This is a genomic window from Streptomyces sp. NPDC057900 (assembly GCF_042887885.1).
GTDB lineage: Bacteria > Actinomycetota > Actinomycetes > Streptomycetales > Streptomycetaceae > Streptomyces.
Genome location: NZ_JBHVOI010000009.1, coordinates 201,881 through 218,496, shown reverse-complemented (window position 1 = coordinate 218,496; position 16,616 = coordinate 201,881). Strand labels below are relative to the sequence as shown.

The following is a 16,616-nucleotide window of genomic DNA, read 5'->3' as shown; positions in this document are numbered from 1 at the left end:
AAACAGCCGGGAGGCGGCATGACATACCGGGTAGCCATGGACATCGGTGGCACGTTCACCGACGTCGTCGCGTACGACGAGGCGCGCGGCACCTACTTCGCGGCGAAGGCCCCGACCACGCCGGGGGACCTGGCGGAGGGCGTCTTCACGTCACTGGAGCGGGCCGTGTCCGATCCGGCCGCCATCTCCTTCTTCGTGCACGGCACCACGCAGGGCCTCAACGCGCTCCTGGAACGCAAGGGCGCCAAGGTGCTGCTGCTGATGTCCGAGGGGATGCGGGACGTCTACCACATCGCCCGCGGCAACCGGGACCGGATGTTCGACCTCCACTACCGCAAGCCCGTCCCGCTGGTCGACCGGTACTCCACCGCCGAGGCCGGCGGGCGGCTCGACTGGCAGGGCGCCGAACTGCGGCCGCTGGACGAGGACGCCGTGCGCGCGGCCGCCCGGCGGGTGCGCGCCGAGGGGTACACGGCGGTGGCCGTCTCCTTCCTGTTCAGCTATGTCGACGCCCGTCACGAGCTGCGGGCCGGGGAGATCCTGCGCGAGGAGCTCGGCGACGACGTGATGGTGGTGCTCTCGCACGACGTCGCGGGCGAGTGGCGCGAGTACGAGCGGACCTCGTCCGCGGTGCTCGACGCGTACACCGGCCCGGTCGTACGCCGCTACCTGGGCCGTATCGAGGAGCGCTTCACCGAGCGCGGCCTCGGCGTCCCCGTACAGGTCATGCAGTCGTCCGGCGGCGTCGTCAACGCCTCGTTCGCCCGCTCGCACCCACTCCAGACACTGCTGTCCGGACCCGTGGGCGGCACCATGGGCGGCGTGGCGGCGGCGGACCTGCTGGGCCGGAAGAACGCCATCTGCGTCGACATGGGCGGCACGTCCTTCGATGTGTCGCTGGTCCTCGACGGGCGGCCGGACATCTCCAACGAGGGCGCCGCCGACGGCTTCCCGGTGCTGATCCCGCTGGTGAACCTGCACACCATCGGGGCCGGCGGCGGGTCCCTCGCCTACGCGGAGGCCGGCGGCCTGCGGGTGGGCCCCGAGTCGGCGGGAGCCGTGCCCGGACCAGCCTGTTACGGGCGCGGCGGCACCCGCCCCACCGTGACCGATGCCAACGCGGTACTCGGCCGGGTCGACCCGGACTGGTTCGCCGGCGGTCACATGACCCTCGACGTCGCGGCCGCCCGGAACGCGATGGGTGAACTCGCCGCGGAACTGGCCCTGGACCCGGTGGCCCTGGCCGGCGGCATCTGCGACGTGGCCAACGCCAAGATGGCGCAGGCGATCCGCACCCTGACGGTGGAACACGGGCGTGAGCCGAGGGAGTTCACCCTCCTCGCCTTCGGTGGGGCCGGTCCCATGCACGCCGTGGAGATCGCGCGGGAGCTGGGAGTCGAGGAAGTCGTGGTGCCGCTGTTCCCCGGGGCGTTCTCCGCGTGGGGCATGCTCGGTACCGCCGTGCGCCGCGACCTGACCCGGCAGTTCTTCACCCCCGGCCACGCGCTGGACCCCGCCGCCATGGCGGCGGCCCTCGCCGGTCTGGAGGCACAGGGGCTGGCCGCGCTCGACGAGCAGGGCGTCCCCGCCGAGCGCCGGACCGTCGAGCATGCCGTGGACATGCGGTACGAGGGCCAGGACTACACGCTCGCCGTGCCACTCACCGGCGCGGACGAGCCGCTCACGGACGGCTTCCTCGGTACGGTCTCCGCCCGCTTCGCCGCTCAGCACGAGCGACGCTACGGTCACGCCACGCCACAGGCACCGGTCGAGTTCGTCACCCTGCGCACGACCGCGCTCGGCGCACCGCCCGTGCGGGAGACCCGCCCGTACGCACCGGAGGCGGGCGACGCGCCGGGGGCCGGGCACGCCAAGCCCGTCGTCTTCGGCGGGGAGACGTACGAGACCCCCGTGCTCCGGCGCGAACACCTGCCCGTGGGTGAGCAGTTCGCCGGCCCGGCGATCGTCGTTGAGGCCACCTCCACCACCGTCGTCCCGCCGGACGCGCTCGTCACCGTCGACGCGAACGGTTTCCTCGTCATCAAGCTCGGAGGCGCCGCGTGAGCTCCCCCACCGGGATCGTCATCGACCCCATCACCACCGAGATCATCCGCTGCGCCCTGCTCCAGGCCGCGGAGGACATGAACACCACGCTGATCCGTTCGGCCTACACCCCGACGATCTACGAGGCCAAGGACTGCGCCGTCGCCCTGCTCGACCGGGACCACCACGTCCTGGGCCAGTCGTCGGGCCTGCCGATCTTCCTGGGCAACCTGGAGGAGTGCACCCGCGCCACCGAGCGGATGTACGGCCGGGACGTGTGGCGCGAGGGTGACGTCTGGGTGCTCAACGACTCGTACATCGGCGGCACGCACCTCAACGACGTGACCGTCTACGCGCCCATTCACGTCGGCGGTGAACTCGTCGGCTTCGCCGCCTCCCGCGCCCACTGGATCGACATGGGATCCAAGGACCCGGGCGGCTCCATGGACTCCACCACGATCTATCAGGAGGGCCTGCGCATGGGCCCGTTGAAGATCTACGAAGGTGGTGAACCATGCGTGCTGACGCAGGATCTGATCGCCCGGCAGGTACGGTTCCCGCAGCCCACACTCGGTGACATGAGGGCCCAGGTGGCCTGCGCCCTCACCGGGGCACGGCGGCTCGCCGAGATCGTCGAGCGGTGGGGCACCGCGACGCTCGCCGCCGCCCGGGACGCCATCTTCGAGCAGACCCGGCGGCTGGAGCGCGCGCAGATCTCCGCGATCCCCGACGGGGTGTACGAGGCCACGGGCCGGCTCGACAACGACGGCATCGACCTGGACACCCCGCTGCACGTCACCGTGCGCGTCACCATCGACGGCGACCGCATGGTCATGGACGTCACCGACTGCGCCGACCAGGCGACCGGCCCGGTCAACTGCGGCGCGGCGCAGACCGTCGCCGCCTGCCGGGTCGGGTACAAGCTCCTGGTCAGCGGCGAAGTGCCGCTCAACGGAGGCTCGTTCGATCCGCTTGAGGTAGCGACCCGGCCCGGCTCCATGCTGGCCGCCGTCGAACCCGCCGCCTGTCAGTACTACTACTCGCACCTCGGCCTCGTCATCGACCTGGTGGTCAAGGCGCTGGCCCCCGCGATGCCGGACCGGGCGGCGGCGGCCTCGTACGGCGACTCCATGATCGTGCAGTTCACCGGCCTCGACCCGCGCAGCGGCAAGCTGTTCGTCTCCCAGGAGGCCACGGTCGGCGGCTGGGGTGCCTGGGAGAGCGGAGACGGCGAGAGCTGTCTGATCAACAACGTCAACGGGTCCCTGCGGGACATGCCCGTGGAGGTACTGGAGACGCTGTTCCCGGTACGCGTGGAGCAGTACGCCGTACGTCCCGACTCCGCCGGCCCCGGACGCACCCGGGGCGGGAACGGCGTGGTGCGCGAATACCTCTTCACCGCGGACCAGAACCTCTCCCTGTGGTGGGAGCGCTCGGTCACACCGGCCTGGGGACTGTTCGGCGGCCAGGACGGAACGACTCCCCGCGTGACGCTCAACCCGGGCCGTCCGGAGGCCCGTTCACTCCTGAAGGCGAACGCACTGCCGGTGCGCGCCGGTGACGTCCTGCGCTGCGAGAGCGGTGGCGGGGGCGGTTACGGACCGGTGTCCGAGCGCGCCGCCGCGGCGGTGCGGGAGGACGTACGCCAGGGAGTGCTCACCGCGGACCATGTCCAGGAGCGGTACGCGCGCTGACCGTGTGCGGGCGGGGGCAGAGGCGGCGCCGTGCGGGGAGGAGGCAGTCCCCGCACGGCGCCGCCGTTCGTCACGTACCCCCGTCCACCCCGTCCAGCAGTACCTGACAGGCGAGATGCAGCGGGAGCCGGAGCTCCGGGTCCTCCAGATCACAGCCCAACGCGCGCAGCCGCTCCAGCCGCGCCGTCACCGTGTTGCGGTGGACCCCGAGCCGGGCGGCCGCCAGGGACGGGGCGCCGCCGGCATCCAGCAGGACGGCCAGGGTCCGCAGCAGCACGCCGTCCCGGTCGGCGGCGAGCAGCGGGGCCAGCAGCGCCGCGGCGGGTCTGCGCAGGGAGTCCGTCGGCAGCGCGGCGAGCAGCTGAGCAGGGCCCGCACGGTCCGCGCGTACGACCGTTCCCGGCCGGGCGATGGCCACGGCGGAGACGGCGTCGTCGAGGGCGGCCTCCAGCCCGGCGAGCGAGTCGACGGGCCCCGCGACGGCCGCGGCCACCTGCCAGGGCCCCGCGGGTCCGGCGACGACCCCGGCCAGCCGCCGTTCGGCGGCCGCGAACGCGTCGGACGGCGGACCTTCGCCGGTGAGCGTGCGCCAGACGACCTGGACACCCCGGTACGTCACGAGCGGACCGCCTGTCCCGCCACGCTCCCACCAGGGCGCGAGCAGTGGCCCGGCGTCGGCCGAGGGAGCGGGTCCGGGCCGCAGCGCGCAGGCGACGAAGGGGCCGTCCGTCGCCCACCCCAGCGCCACCGCGGAGCTCAGGACGGGATCCGCAACGGCCTCTGCCTCTGCCCCGCCTCCTCCCCCGGCCGCGTACCGGTCGAGGAGGACGCGCAGCAGTGAAGAGGCCGCACGTTCGGAGCGCTCCACGACGAGCCGTTCACCGGCCGCCCAGGCGGTCAGCGGAGCGACGGCCAGCCCGAGGACCTCCGTCACGGTCATGGCCCAGTCCGGCGCACGGGACTGCGACCGAGCCACGAGGGTGGCCAGCGGCCCGCCACCGGGATCCGGCACCGGTACCCGGACGCTCACCGACGCGTCCACGGTGTGCGCGGCGGACGCCCGTCCGGCGAGGACCGCACCGGACGGGCCGGTGAGCGCCACCGAGGTACGGGGCAGCACATCGTGCAGAGCGGCGAGCACGGGGGCGGGCCGGTGCCCCGCGCCGGCGATGCGCTGGGCGGCCCGCGCCATCAGAGCGGTGCGGCCCGCCTCGGGCCGGGCGACGGCCGACGCGAGCAGTACGGCGGTGTCCAGCGGGTCGCCCTCGACCACGAGGAGCGGAACGCCGAGGCGGCTGGCCAGCTCGGCCACCGAGCCCGCCCGCACCGGTTCCGGTGGGACGACGACACAGGCCGCCGCGTGCTCCCACGCCTTGCGCAGCGCCATCTCCACGGTCCAGGCGGCCGAGGCGACGTGCCCCACCAGCACCACGGCGGTGCCGGGCTGCAGCGTGTCGAGCGACTCGACGCGGTCCGCGATCCGTACGGAGAGGATCTCCGTGGGCAGGTCGGTGGGTCCGTGCACGGTGGCCTCCGGCAGCGGGCCGTGCCGCAGAAGCTCCACCAGGGTCAGCGGGCGGCTCATGGCAGCGCTCCGATCGCCCCGGCGAGCACGCGGCCCGCGGGTGTGTGCCAGGCGGCCGCCGCCTCGATCACGACCACCTCGACGGCGAGCCCGGGTACGGCTCGTTCCACGTCGAGGACGCGGCCGTCGGTACCGGTGACGAGCAGGATGTGATCGGGCGCGGCCGCGACGACCGCGCCGTCGGCGAGAACCAGCAGCACTTCGTTGTGGGCCTCCAGACGGAACCGCCGCCGCAGTCCGGCGTCCTCGTCCACCAGGACGCTGGTCGGCCGTGACGGCAGGGGGACGGGCACGGCGGCGCCCCGCGGGCCGTAGGGCCCCGGGGACGGTTCCAGGGCGGCGATCCGGCCCCGGCACAGCCGGCGTGGGCGCCACGCCGCGTAGCGCGCGGGCCCCTCCAGGGATCCGACCTCGATCGCCCGGCTGACCGTGCCGGGGACGAGGGAGGACGCCAGGGCCGCGCCGTCCATCGGGTATCCGGCGACGACCGCCCAGCCTCCCGCGGCCATGACCAGGGGACGCACCACTTCCTCCACACTGCTGCGGGCCGACTCGACGGTGATGACGTCGCCGCCGGGCGTCGCCACGGCGAGTGGCGCGGCCTTGACGCCGGCCAGGGTGAACAGGGTCTGTTCGAGAAGCGGGAGCACGCGTCCGCACCCGTCGCCGTCGACCAGGGGGAGACCGCAGCGGGCGGCCGTGGCGAGGGCGATCAGCGCGTTCTCGGCCGCCGTGTTGAGCGGCGCCACGGCCTCCGCGGTACGGCCGGTGACGCGTTCCACGGCGCGCACGGCCCGTACCGGTTCAAGGCCGGTGGGCAGCGATTCGGCGAGGGCGGCGGACGCCCCGGCCAGGGTGACGGCGACGCACAGGCCCGCGGGGTCGACCCGGTCGGCGGCGAGCAGCCGCACCGGGCCGTGCTCGGTCAGTTCGGCGGCGGCCCAGTCGAGTGCCACCTGGTACGCGGATTCCTCGGTCCCGGCGGCGAGCACGCGGGCGCCGACGGCCAGCTGCTCAAGCTCGTCCGGCCCGATCGTCCGGTCCTGTCCGCCCGTCACGCGTGCACGTCCGTGAAGGGTTCGCCGGTGGCCTGGACCGTCACCCGGTGCACTCCGGCGGGCAGGTAGGCGACCGGGGCGTGGGTGAGGGTGCGCACCCGTACGGTGGCGGGCGCGGCGCCGGCGGCGATGGCCTGTGACAGCGCGTGGTCACGGGAGGCGGCCAGCAGGTGGTCCAGCTCCGCGCGGCCGGCCGCGGAGACGATGTGCTCGATCTCGGCGCGGCAGTCGGCGCGGGCGGCGTGCCGGGCCGCGTCGAACCGGCCGTCGGGGTGCCCCGCGGCCCCGGCCCGCGCACCGGTGTGGATGACGGGCGCGCCCGGCACCCGTTCGGCCAGCCGCGCGAGGACCGCGTCGATCCCGTCGGCGCCGGCCCCCGCCGCCACCTCGGTCACGTCGGGGGCGCCGAGCTGGACCCGGACGCCCAGCGGCCCCGGATAGGGCCGCTCGTGCCGGGCGGGCTCACCGTCGACAAGGGTCAGACAGCGCACGGGGCCGCCGCTCGCGTCCACCACGACCGCCTGCTCGTCGCCGGTGCGGATGGCGGCGCCGCGGGCGGCGCAGGGGGTGGTGGGCGAGGTCGCGATGACGGGGTGCCGACGGAAGTAGCCGGCGGACACCAGTCCCCCGCTGTCCCGGGCGAACAGCAGCGGGGCGTCGATCCCGGCGGTGTGCAGGGCCCGCTGCGAGTCATGGGCGAGCTCCTCGGCCCAGCCGCCCAGCGCCGCGTTCAGGACCGTCGCGTTCTCCCGCTCGCGCAGGCCCGGGGAGCCGATTTCGTACGAGAGGCTGAGGGCGGCGTCCGGGACGGCCTCGGCGATGATCGCGGCGGCCTCCAGTTCGGGTCCGGGCGTGGTCGGGGCGCCCGCCGCGCAGACGGCGAAGGCCATCACCCCGGCCAGCCGGGCGCGGTGCGCGAATTCGGCGACGGCCCGGCGGTCGAGCGCGGCCAGCGGCCGTCCGGTCACGGAGCTGCCACCGGCCACAGTCCGGAACGGCCCGGCCACGGCCGCGCGCGCCGGGCCGGGCCACCCGACGAACGGGCCGAGCGCCGGGTGGCAGACGGGAGAGATCCGCAGCACCGCGACCCGGCGGGGTACGTGCGGGCGGCGCGCCAGGTCGGTGACCACGGCGACGGCCCGGACCGTGCCGGGGAGCGGGCCGAGCGCGGCCAGTACCCGGCGCAGGCTCACCGCCGTCGTCGGTGCGCTGTCGGCCAGCGCCTCACCGACGACCAGACCGGTGGCGTCGGTGAGGACGGCGGCGGTCGTCGCCCGTCCCACATCGATTCCGAGTCTCACCCGGCCATCCTCTCCATCGGCCGCGCCGGCGGCGAGCCGGGGCCGCGTCTACTCCAGATCCCTGCCCTCGGTCTCCGGCAGCGGAGCGGCGCAGATCAGGGCGAGGGCGAGGAAGGCCATGATGAACAGGATCGTGGACGAGTACCCGGTCGCGCGGGCGAGCAGGAAGCCGACCACGGACGGCGCGAGCGAGGTGGCTCCGAGCTGGGCCGCGGTCGCCCACGAGTATCCGGTGGCCCGCAGCGCGGTCGGGTAGAACTCGCCGTTCCAGGTGTTCCACACGCCCCAGGCGCCGAGGCAGAAGAACGACAGGGCGAAGTTGGCCACGTACATGGCCGTGAGGCTGTCCGCGTAGGCGAAGGCCACTCCGGAGGCCGCGGCCAGGGCCACGTACGGCAGGAAGACCTTCTTGCGGCCGTAGCGTCCCGTGAGCCAGGACGCCGAGACGTATCCGGGGATCATGAACACGGCGCTCAGCGCGACGAAGCCGAGGCTCGCCGACATGCTCAGCCCCTTGTCCTGCAACAGGGTGGGCAGCCAGGTCTGCAGCCCCCAGTATCCCCAGTTGAAGGCGAAGTTGACGATGAGCATGAGCACGCTGACGCGGAGCAGCGGTCCACGGAACAGATCGACCGGCCGGCCCGCGCGGGCCGCTTCCGTCGGGGCGGAAGCGAAGACGGTGCCCTCGGGCACATCCGCCCCCAGCCGGCGCAGCACGTCGGCCGCCTCCTTGTACCGTCCCTGCTCCGCGAGCCAGTACGGGGACTCCGGGACCCAGGCCCTGATGGCGAACACCCACAGCCCGGCGAGCCCGCTGGCGAGGGCGACGACGTGCCAGCCGAGGCCGCCCAGGGCCTGGGTCACGCCGACGGCGAGCAGGACACCGATGGGCCAGCCGATGGACAGATAGACGGCGGCACGCCCGCGCAGCCGGGACGGGAGCAGTTCCAGGAAATAGGGGAACGTCACCGTGTAGATGCCGGCGAGCGCCAGCCCGGACACGAACCGGGTGATCATGAGCACGGTGAAGTTGGGCGAGAAGGCGCTGGCCAGCGCGACGACTCCGTACGCGGCGAGCGACCACAGGCAGACCGAACGCCGCCCGATCCGGTCGGACACCGGCCCCCACACCAGGCTGCCCGGGATCATGCCGAGCGCCACGGCGGAGAGGGCCCAGCCGATCGCCGACTCGTCGATCCCGAAGGCGCCGCCGAGGTCACCCGACACGTACACCAGCGCCAGCTGTTCCCATGACTCGATCACGAAGGCCATGAAAAGGGCGGCGGCCGCAAGGATGTGCGCCCGCCCGAAGGGCATGCTCTCGAACCACGCGCCGACGGGGCGGTCCCCCGCCCCCACCGCGGCCGCGACCCCGCCGGGCATGGCGCCCCGGTCCGCTTCTCTCATGGTGCTCATCGGCTGTCCTTCCGGCCTGACCAGGCTAAGGCCCCCGGAATCAGGGGTGGCGGCACCATAGACACCGACGGCCTCCCGCACGGGTGCACGCTGCACAGCCGCCGCGTGAGCATGAGGTGCGCGGCGCACAGGGTGCGGCCGGATGGGGGCAGGACAGCGGCTCCGCACCGCAGTGCACTTCTTCCGGGCAACGGAGCCAGAGTAAAGATCATGACGCCGACGGTTACCGAGGAAGGATTGTTGTCCGAATGGCCGGAGGGATTCTTCGACGAGTCGGAGAACACCTCGACCAGTTGTTGGACCGACCGCCCGCCTGTCAGTCCGGAAGCGTGTTTCCGTGATGGGGGTACGGGCGGCGCTTCTCGCCCTGGCCGCGTCGACCCATCGATGTCGGGCCTCCTGGTCCCACTGGGCTCCCGGACCGGGAGCTCTGCATCGTTCCTCTGCTCGTACGAGGCCTTGAGGTACAGACGGCCGTCCCCCGGGGGCCGGTCCGGTGGGACGATCGGGCGTCACCATCCACCAGGAGGGCCCATGGGTAAGAACGTCCGCGAGCGACTCACCGAGCTCGGTCTGACGCTGCCGGTGGCGAGCGCCCCGAAGGGGGCCTACGTACCCGCCGTGCGCAGTGGAACTCTGATCTTCATAGCGGGCCAAATCCCGCTGACTGACGGCGTGTTGACGGCGACCGGGCAGGTCGGCGCGGGAGTGTCGCCGGAAGCGGCGAAGGAGCTGAGCCGCCAGTGCGCGCTGGCGGCCTTGGCGGCGGCGGACTTGGTGGTACCCCTGGAGGCGGTGACGAGGGTGGTGAAGCTGATCGGATACGTGTCCTCCGCTCCTGACTTCCGGGGGCAGCAGACGGTGGTCGACGGGGCGAGCGAGTTGCTGACCGATGTCTTCGGCGACGCCGGCCGGCACGCACGCAGCGTCGTCGGCATGGCCGTGCTGCCGCTGGACGCGCCCGTCGAGATCGAGATCGTGCTGGAGGCCGCAGTCATATGACGTGAAAGATGGCGCACCCCGCTCGCCCGGCTCCGTCAGCCGATGAGGACGGCTGTGCCCGTCACCTCGATGCCACTCGACGCCTCCGCCGGGACGCCCACGGTGAGGAGGCTCGGGCGGCCCATGTCCACGCCCTGGTGCACCGTCAGGACGGAGGGTGTGTCCACGAGTCCGAGGGTCCGCAGATAGCCCCCGAGCGCGGCGGCCGCGGCACCCGTCGCGGGGTCCTCAACGACTCCGCCGGGCGGGAAGGGATTGCGGGCGTGGAAGACGGTGTCCGATTCGCGGTGGACGAGCGCGACCGTGGCCCAGTCGCGGCGCGCCATCAGGAGACCCAGCGCCGCCATGTCGTAGGCGAGACCGCGGAGCCGGGCGCGAGTGGCGGCAGCGATCACGGGGTGCCAGGCGCCGGCGTAGGCCGCCCGGGGCGGCAGGGCCGGATCGAGGTCGGCCTCGGACCAGCGCAGGGCTGCCAGGAGTTCGACCAGGTCCGCGTCGTCGATCTCCTCGGTGCGCGGTGCGACGCTGACCAAGGTGGCGACGATCGAGCCGTCCGGGCGGGCCGAGGTGGATACCGGGACCGGCCCGGCCTTGGTGTGCAGGAGCAGCTCGCCGACTCCGTGCCGGTGCGCGTGCGCGACGGCAGTGGCGATGGTGGCGTGACCGCAGAACGGGACCTCGGTCCGCGGGCTGAAGTAGCGGATGTCGAGCGTCCCATCGACGCGCGGGGCGGCGAACGCCGTCTCCGAGTAGCCGACCTCCGCCGCGGTGGCGGCCATGGTCGCCTCGTCGATGCCTGCGGCGTCCAGCACCACGCCCGCCGGGTTCCCGCCGAGCGGGTCGGCGCTGAAGGCCACGTAACGCAGGATGTCCATCGAGCGAACGTATCGGCTTCGCCGAGCGAGCGTCAAAACTGAGGCAGAGTAGATGAAGTGATGGCATGTCACATGCAAATGGCCCGCCGAAGGGGCGATTCAGGCCCAGGTGAGCAGCTGCCCGGTCACCGCGACGCCCACCGCGAATCCCAGTGCGATTCTGCGTGCGCCCCGGCTCGGGCGTACCGCGTGGAAGTAGCGGGGGTCGATGAGCAGGGCCTCGCCGACCCTCGGGGTGATCTCCAGTGACTCGGCGTCCCGCACGGCCTCCTCGTCGTAGCCGTAGGAGGCGGGCAGCCGGTAGGCCTCGTCCTCCGGCTGCCAGCGGTGCCGCCACAGGACCGTCTCACCGCCCGAAGGGGGCACGCTGAGATAGAGGTTGAAGGCGAACTGGCCGATCAGGGGCGTGTCGAGGAGGTCGTGCTCGTACTCGCGCAGCGAGTCGTCGAAGTGCACCCGGAAGCCCTGGTTCGGCTCCCTGGCCACCCCGGCTCCCAGCTCGCGCCCTCCCCTCCGGCCGACCTCCACACCACCTGGCCAGTGGGCGCCGAGCCCCTCCCGGCAGAGCGCAAAAGGGTCGAAGGAGAGGCCGAGGCCCTGCCAGACCTCGTGATGACGTTCCAGCTCCGTCCAGTAGCTGTCGGCGACGCTGCCGTCCACCATGTGATCGCTGATGCCGACGCCGAACCGCATCACCCGCGGCTGGACGCGGGCGTTGCCGTACGAGTCGAAGGCCTGTTCCTCCAGGGAGGTGAGCACCTCCGTGCACCGCTCGCCGGACAGGAACCCGGGCACGCGTACGGCCGCGTACCGGCCGGCGGCGAGATCGGTGAGCAGTTCGCGGGTGAACGCGGACGCGCCGGCCACGCGGAAGAACGGATCATGCAAAGCCGCGGACGGCGGGTCCTGCGTGAAGTTCCCTGTGGTCACTGGTCGGCCCCCCGGCGTTCTGGAAAGCAACGGAAAACGACTGCGCCTATCCTGGATGAGCTCCACTGGTGGTGCGGAACGCGGTCTTCGCGTCGAGTTCGAGTGCCTGACGTCCGGTTTCCAGAGCTTCCATCGCGACCTGTCGGCCGAACTCGGCCTGCATCTCCTCCAGGTCGCTCCCCGGTGCACCCCACGTCAGGGACTCGTCGTCATAGGAGTCGGCGGGGTGAGAAGTCATGAGCTGACCTCCGAACGTTTCGGCAAGGGACGCGTCACACAGCGTGAAGCAACGTCAGGCTACGCGCAAGCCCGCCCGGGCCGGTGGGGATTCCCGACATCCACCGGGGCGCGGAGGTTTCAGGTCGGCATCTCCCGCAGCCGGTCGAGCAGTGCCCTGGCCTGCAGCGACAAGGGATGGTCCGAGGTCACCACCCGGTCGAGGTCGTGCACCAGGGCCCGTAGCGTGTTCACCGCCTCGGGGGTACGCCCGCGCATACCCAGGAGGACCAGAACGTACGTGTAGCGCAGCCGCATTACGAGGTTGGAGTCCTGCGGCTGAGAGGCGTCGTCCAAGGCGCCGACGATGACCTCCTCGGCCTCTACGGCGCGGTCCTGTGCGAGCAGCGCGTGCGTCAGGGTCTCCCGGACCCGGAGAGTCTCGGGCGTGGCCGGCGGCCAGTGGTCGCGGCGGCTGATGGCGAGGATCTCCCGGGCCTCGGCCTCAGCCTCGCGGTGGGTGCCGAGGGACAGCATCGTCCGGGCCAGGGTGTGGCGCACCACGAGGGTGTCATAGTGCTCGGGTCCGCGGACCTGGTTCTCCGCCTCGACAATGGAGCGCAGCAGGACCTCCGCCTCGCCCTCGCGTCCCGCCTGCTCGTTGATGGCACGGGCCAGCTTGTGCCGGCTGGCAAGGGTGTCCGCGTGGTTCTCGCCGAGGATCGCGGTACGCGCCGCCACGACCAGGGCAAGGACCTCCTCCGCCTCGCCGAGCTGCTCCCGGTCGAGGTGTATGCGGCCATGTTCGTGGCGCAGGCCCAGGATCTCGCGGTCGTCGCAGTCGAAGCCGTACGAGTCGCAGCACTCGATCAGCGGGAGCACCAGCGCGTACGCGGGGCTGAGCAGCCCCGCGGCGATGAGGTAGCGGGCGGTCAGCCGGGCGAGTTCGAGGGCGTCGGTGCGCACAGTGCGGTCGTTCAACTTGAGGTCGCCCAGCAGACAGGTCCGCGCCACCTCAAGGGCGTGCGGGGAAAGGGCGGCCCACAGCGGCCAGTTGGCGGGGTGGTCCGGGTTCCGCGCGTGCGTGGCCGCGAGCACCATACGCAGGGCCAGACCGTAGTAGTCGCCAGGCCGTTCACGGACCTCCTTGTCCTCGCGCAGGACACCGTGCACGACGGGGTGCAGGGTGAGCAGGCCGGCGAGATCAAGGTCGGGTACGTCCTCGTGTTCATAGGGGTCCACGAGGCCGAGTTCTTCGAGTCCTTTCAGGGCGGGGCTGAGCGTCCCGGCCGCGCCGGTAAAGAGAGGGGACTCCGCGAGAGCGGGTCCGGAGAGCAGATGGCGGTACGGGATCGGGGCGATGCTCAGGCAGGCGAACACCTTCAGCAGCGTCGCCGCCTGCGGAAGGTCGTGCTGGGTGAGGAGGTCCATGCCGATGCCGCAGACTTTCTCCACGATCTCCCGGCCCAGGAGTTCGCCGAGGTGCGGCCCGTCCTGGCCGGGGGCGGCGCAGGCCCCGGGCTCCACGACGCGGCGGAAGGTATCGAAGTCCCTGATGTCGCTGTCGAGCCGGATCCGGCTCTCGTGGACGGCCTTGATCACGTCGGCCGCCTGGCGGAGGGCGAGCGGGAGTCCGCCGAGCTGCCGGGAGAGCCGACGGGCGTCCTCGTTGGTCCCGCCGAGGCCCCCTGTCCGTTCGAGCAGCATGGAGGCACCGTCTACCTCATCGAGCGGCAGGACCTGGTGAATGCGGCCGGCGGTACCCCAGGCGTTCCGGCTGCGCACCCGGCTGGTGACGAGCACCGTCCCGTTGGCGTTCTTCGGTGTGCGCAGCCAGCCGGTTCCCCGGGACACCGGTCCGTCGGGCGGGCCGAGCCGTTCCGGGTCGTCGGCGTTGTCGAAGATCAGCAGCCACGGATCGGGGCAGTCGTCGAGCAGGGTCCAGACGAGGTCCATGGCCGTTCCGACGAGCCAGGCCCGCTCCACGGTGATCGACGGGGCGCCGAGATCGCGGGCGATCATCCGCATGCGCAGGTTGAGTTCGGGCGGCGACACCCACCAGACCCGGTACCCGGCCCGCCGGGCCCGGTCCGCCGCTTCCAGTGCGATCCGGCTCTTTCCGGAACCGCCGAGCCCGGCCACCACATGGACGTGCTGCCGTGCCTCCTCGGACAGCAGATGCGCGACCAGGGCCAGCCGGTCCCTGCCCTTCAGCTGTCCGTCGGCGAGCTGCCCGAACGGCGGCGGGGGAAAGGCCACGGAGTCCGGGAGCAGTGGTGTCGCGGGAACGGCGGAGCCGGGGCGGGGCCCCGGCACGTCCTGCTGCCGGGGCTCCGGGACGGACCCGGCGCCCGGAGCGGGCGACCGGCCGGGTCCGCCGGTGGAGCGGGGGGCAGCCTCTGGGGTGGCGGCGCCGTCCTGACCGGGCTCGTCCGCCGCCGCCCGCGCCACCTGCTCCCCCGGTTCCCGCCGGGCTTCCTCGGCCACCTTGATCAGGGCGCGCCGCACAGACTGGTAGGCGGCGGCGCTCCGGTCGGCGGGCTGGACGATGCTGAAGTGGTCGGCGGTGACCACCCCGCCCTTGGGGAAGACTCCACGGGCCACGACCGGCGGTACGACGTCGTCCGCGGTGCCCCCGTAGGCCAGCACCGGGATCGGGCACTCCTGGTCCGAGTACTCGCGGGCATGCACCACCGAACTGAGCACGGTCCGCTGCGCCTCGGTCACCGCGCGGTCGAAGGGGCGCAGTTGACGTTCCTGCGGGTTGCGCCACAGCGGCAGGGCCTTGCGGACGGTGAGGAAGAACCCGGACCCGGTGTTGGGGCAGGCGAACATGGTGAAGTGCTTGATCCGGGTGAGCTCCCGTCCCTCCCCGTGCCACAGCTTCCGGGCCAGGAACCGCTGCACGACCAACCCGCCCTGGCTGTGCGTGACCAGGACGATCCGTTCGGCGTCAGGGAGCCCGTTCTCCAGGAACGTCCCCAACTGGTCGGCGACGTCGTCGGTCTCGGCGACCCGGCGGTCGGGCCGCAGCCGAATCAACGGGGAGTCGTACTGGAAGGTGTGGACGCTCACCCAGCCGGCGAGTTCCGGGTCGTCCGCGATGAGCGCCTCGAACGCCTGCCACACCTTGGCGGAGGAGAACAGCCCGTGCACCAGAACGAGGTCGACGCGCGTGGACACCATCGCGAACCTCCGCAGTCAGAGAGGATGCTGAAACAGAGCAAGTTCGGTCACAGATGGATTGGTTGTCGCCTCAATGATGCACGAGGGGCGACTGGTCGGGCCACAACGAGACGGGGCGGCCCTCCGTCACTGGTGCCGTCGGCGGCTCTTCATTTTTTGACCGGCCCCGGCTCCGGCCGCCGCGCGTCTGCTCTTCCAAGGCCGAACACACCGCCGACGAAACCACGCTCATGGGACACCGGCGGTGGGCGAAGGAGCCGTGTGCGAGCTGAACGACGAGCGGGATCCGCGAGGCGGTGCCGGATGGGCTCGTTGTTCGGGGCACTTGAAGCGCGGCAGGCGGCGGGGCGGGCGCGGGTGGCCCGCCAGCGCACGGCGTGTTGCGCCCGTACCGTGAATCCGGACACGCACGCCCAGCCGCACTCTTCAAAGATCGCAGTCTGACCGGAGCCCGGTGTCAGAGCCTCCCGCTAGCGTGCCGGCAACCAGATCTCACCACTCTCCGGGAGAACCACCGTGGACATCCTGCTCATCGCCGGCTTGTGGCTCGACGGATCCGCGTGGGACGACGTCGTGCCCGAACTCATCACGCTCGGCCACCGCCCCGTGCCGCTCACCCTCCCGGGCCAGGGTGACGGCGCCGACTCCGCGACGCTGGATGACCAGCTCGCAGCAGTGCTTGCCGCGGTTGATGCGGCGCCCGGAAAGCCTCTGGTTGTAGGGCACTCCGCAGCATCGACCCTGGCCTGGATGGCTGGCGACGCACGGCCGGAGAAGGTGGCCAAGGTCGCCTTGATCGGCGGCTTCCCCGCCGCCGATGGGCGGGCCTACGCCGACCACTTCGCGATCAAGGGCGGCGCCATGCCCTTTCCGGGTTGGAGTACTTTCGAGGGCGCGGACGCCGCTGACCTGGACCAGCAGGCCCGGGACCGCTTCGCGTCCGCCGCCGTTCCTGTCCCCGAGGCGGTCGCCAGGGGAGTCGTCCGCCTGACCGACGAGCGCCGCTTCGACGTCCCCGTTGTAGTTGTCTGTCCCGAGTTCACCCCCGCCCAGGCCGAGGAGTGGATCGCCGCCGGTGAGAGCCCTGAGCTCGCCCGCGTTGCTCACCTTGAGTACGTGGACCTCGACTCGGGCCACTGGCCGATGACCACCCGCCCCCGCGAACTCGCCCAAGTACTGGCAAAGGCTGCCAGCTACTAACGGCGCCTCGGCGCCGCGACCGGGCCCGCCCTCCTCGCCCGCGCCTACGTCCTCGGCATCCCGTCGCCACGCGCCTGGCCGCTGCGCCCGGCCACGGCCTCCCACCCGCT

General features: G+C 72.5%; 12 protein-coding genes and 1 pseudogene. 5 read left to right on the top strand and 8 right to left on the bottom strand.

Annotated elements, in window-relative coordinates; all coding sequences use genetic code 11:
* Positions 1 to 18: 18 nt before the first annotated feature.
* Both ACFVQ0_RS28270 and ACFVQ0_RS28265 read left to right on the top strand, forming a co-directional pair.
* Positions 19 to 2,064 (top strand): hydantoinase/oxoprolinase family protein, encoded by a 2,046-nt coding sequence (locus tag ACFVQ0_RS28270; protein ID WP_390092008.1) that lies wholly within the window; start codon positions 19 to 21, stop codon positions 2,062 to 2,064.
* Complete coding sequence (locus tag ACFVQ0_RS28265; protein WP_390092007.1) at positions 2,061 to 3,737, top strand: hydantoinase B/oxoprolinase family protein; 1,677 nt, start codon at positions 2,061 to 2,063, stop codon at positions 3,735 to 3,737. The genes ACFVQ0_RS28270 and ACFVQ0_RS28265 overlap by 4 nt, the downstream gene beginning before the upstream one ends.
* Before the next feature lie 70 nt (positions 3,738 to 3,807).
* Here ACFVQ0_RS28265 and ACFVQ0_RS28260 read toward each other — a convergent pair whose 3' ends face one another.
* From ACFVQ0_RS28260 to ACFVQ0_RS28245, 4 genes are read right to left on the bottom strand one after another with little or no spacing between them, the layout of a single operon-like run.
* On the bottom strand, positions 3,808 to 5,322 hold the full coding sequence (locus ACFVQ0_RS28260; RefSeq protein ID WP_390092006.1) for a PucR family transcriptional regulator: 1,515 nt from the start codon (positions 5,320 to 5,322) through the stop codon (positions 3,808 to 3,810).
* A complete protein-coding gene (locus ACFVQ0_RS28255; RefSeq protein ID WP_390092005.1) occupies positions 5,319 to 6,380 on the bottom strand; it encodes a DUF917 domain-containing protein in 1,062 nt (353 codons plus the stop codon). The genes ACFVQ0_RS28260 and ACFVQ0_RS28255 overlap by 4 nt, the downstream gene beginning before the upstream one ends.
* A complete protein-coding gene (locus tag ACFVQ0_RS28250) occupies positions 6,377 to 7,681 on the bottom strand; it encodes a hydantoinase/oxoprolinase family protein (RefSeq protein ID WP_390092004.1) in 1,305 nt (434 codons plus the stop codon). The genes ACFVQ0_RS28255 and ACFVQ0_RS28250 overlap by 4 nt, the downstream gene beginning before the upstream one ends.
* 48 nt (positions 7,682 to 7,729) lie before the next feature.
* Entirely contained in the window at positions 7,730 to 9,097 is a 1,368-nt protein-coding gene (locus ACFVQ0_RS28245) for an MFS transporter (RefSeq protein ID WP_390092003.1), read from the bottom strand.
* Positions 9,098 to 9,208: 111 nt separating this feature from the next.
* On the opposite strand from ACFVQ0_RS28245, the pseudogene ACFVQ0_RS28240 reads away from it, so the two are divergent.
* Both ACFVQ0_RS28240 and ACFVQ0_RS28235 read left to right on the top strand, forming a co-directional pair.
* Positions 9,209 to 9,370 (top strand): annotated as a pseudogene (locus ACFVQ0_RS28240) (DUF3696 domain-containing protein); the annotation flags it as partial.
* Positions 9,371 to 9,631: 261 nt separating this feature from the next.
* Entirely contained in the window at positions 9,632 to 10,099 is a 468-nt protein-coding gene (locus ACFVQ0_RS28235; RefSeq protein WP_390092051.1) for a RidA family protein, read from the top strand.
* 35 nt (positions 10,100 to 10,134) lie between these two features.
* Here ACFVQ0_RS28235 and ACFVQ0_RS28230 read toward each other — a convergent pair whose 3' ends face one another.
* From ACFVQ0_RS28230 to ACFVQ0_RS28215, 4 genes are all read right to left on the bottom strand, one after another.
* Positions 10,135 to 10,974 (bottom strand): PhzF family phenazine biosynthesis protein, encoded by an 840-nt coding sequence (locus tag ACFVQ0_RS28230; RefSeq protein WP_390092002.1) that lies wholly within the window; start codon positions 10,972 to 10,974, stop codon positions 10,135 to 10,137.
* Positions 10,975 to 11,073: 99 nt separating this feature from the next.
* A complete protein-coding gene (locus ACFVQ0_RS28225) occupies positions 11,074 to 11,841 on the bottom strand; it encodes a proline hydroxylase (protein WP_390092001.1) in 768 nt (255 codons plus the stop codon).
* Between the two features lie 109 nt (positions 11,842 to 11,950).
* Positions 11,951 to 12,142 carry a hypothetical protein gene (locus ACFVQ0_RS28220; RefSeq protein WP_390092000.1) on the bottom strand — a complete coding sequence of 64 codons (192 nt, stop codon included), beginning with the start codon at positions 12,140 to 12,142 and terminating at the stop codon, positions 11,951 to 11,953.
* Positions 12,143 to 12,261: 119 nt separating this feature from the next.
* Entirely contained in the window at positions 12,262 to 15,306 is a 3,045-nt protein-coding gene (locus ACFVQ0_RS28215; RefSeq protein WP_390091999.1) for a tetratricopeptide repeat protein, read from the bottom strand.
* 516 nt (positions 15,307 to 15,822) lie between these two features.
* Here ACFVQ0_RS28215 and ACFVQ0_RS28210 point away from each other — a divergent pair.
* Positions 15,823 to 16,506 carry an alpha/beta fold hydrolase gene (locus ACFVQ0_RS28210; RefSeq protein ID WP_390091998.1) on the top strand — a complete coding sequence of 228 codons (684 nt, stop codon included), beginning with the start codon at positions 15,823 to 15,825 and terminating at the stop codon, positions 16,504 to 16,506.
* Positions 16,507 to 16,616: the final 110 nt, after the last annotated feature.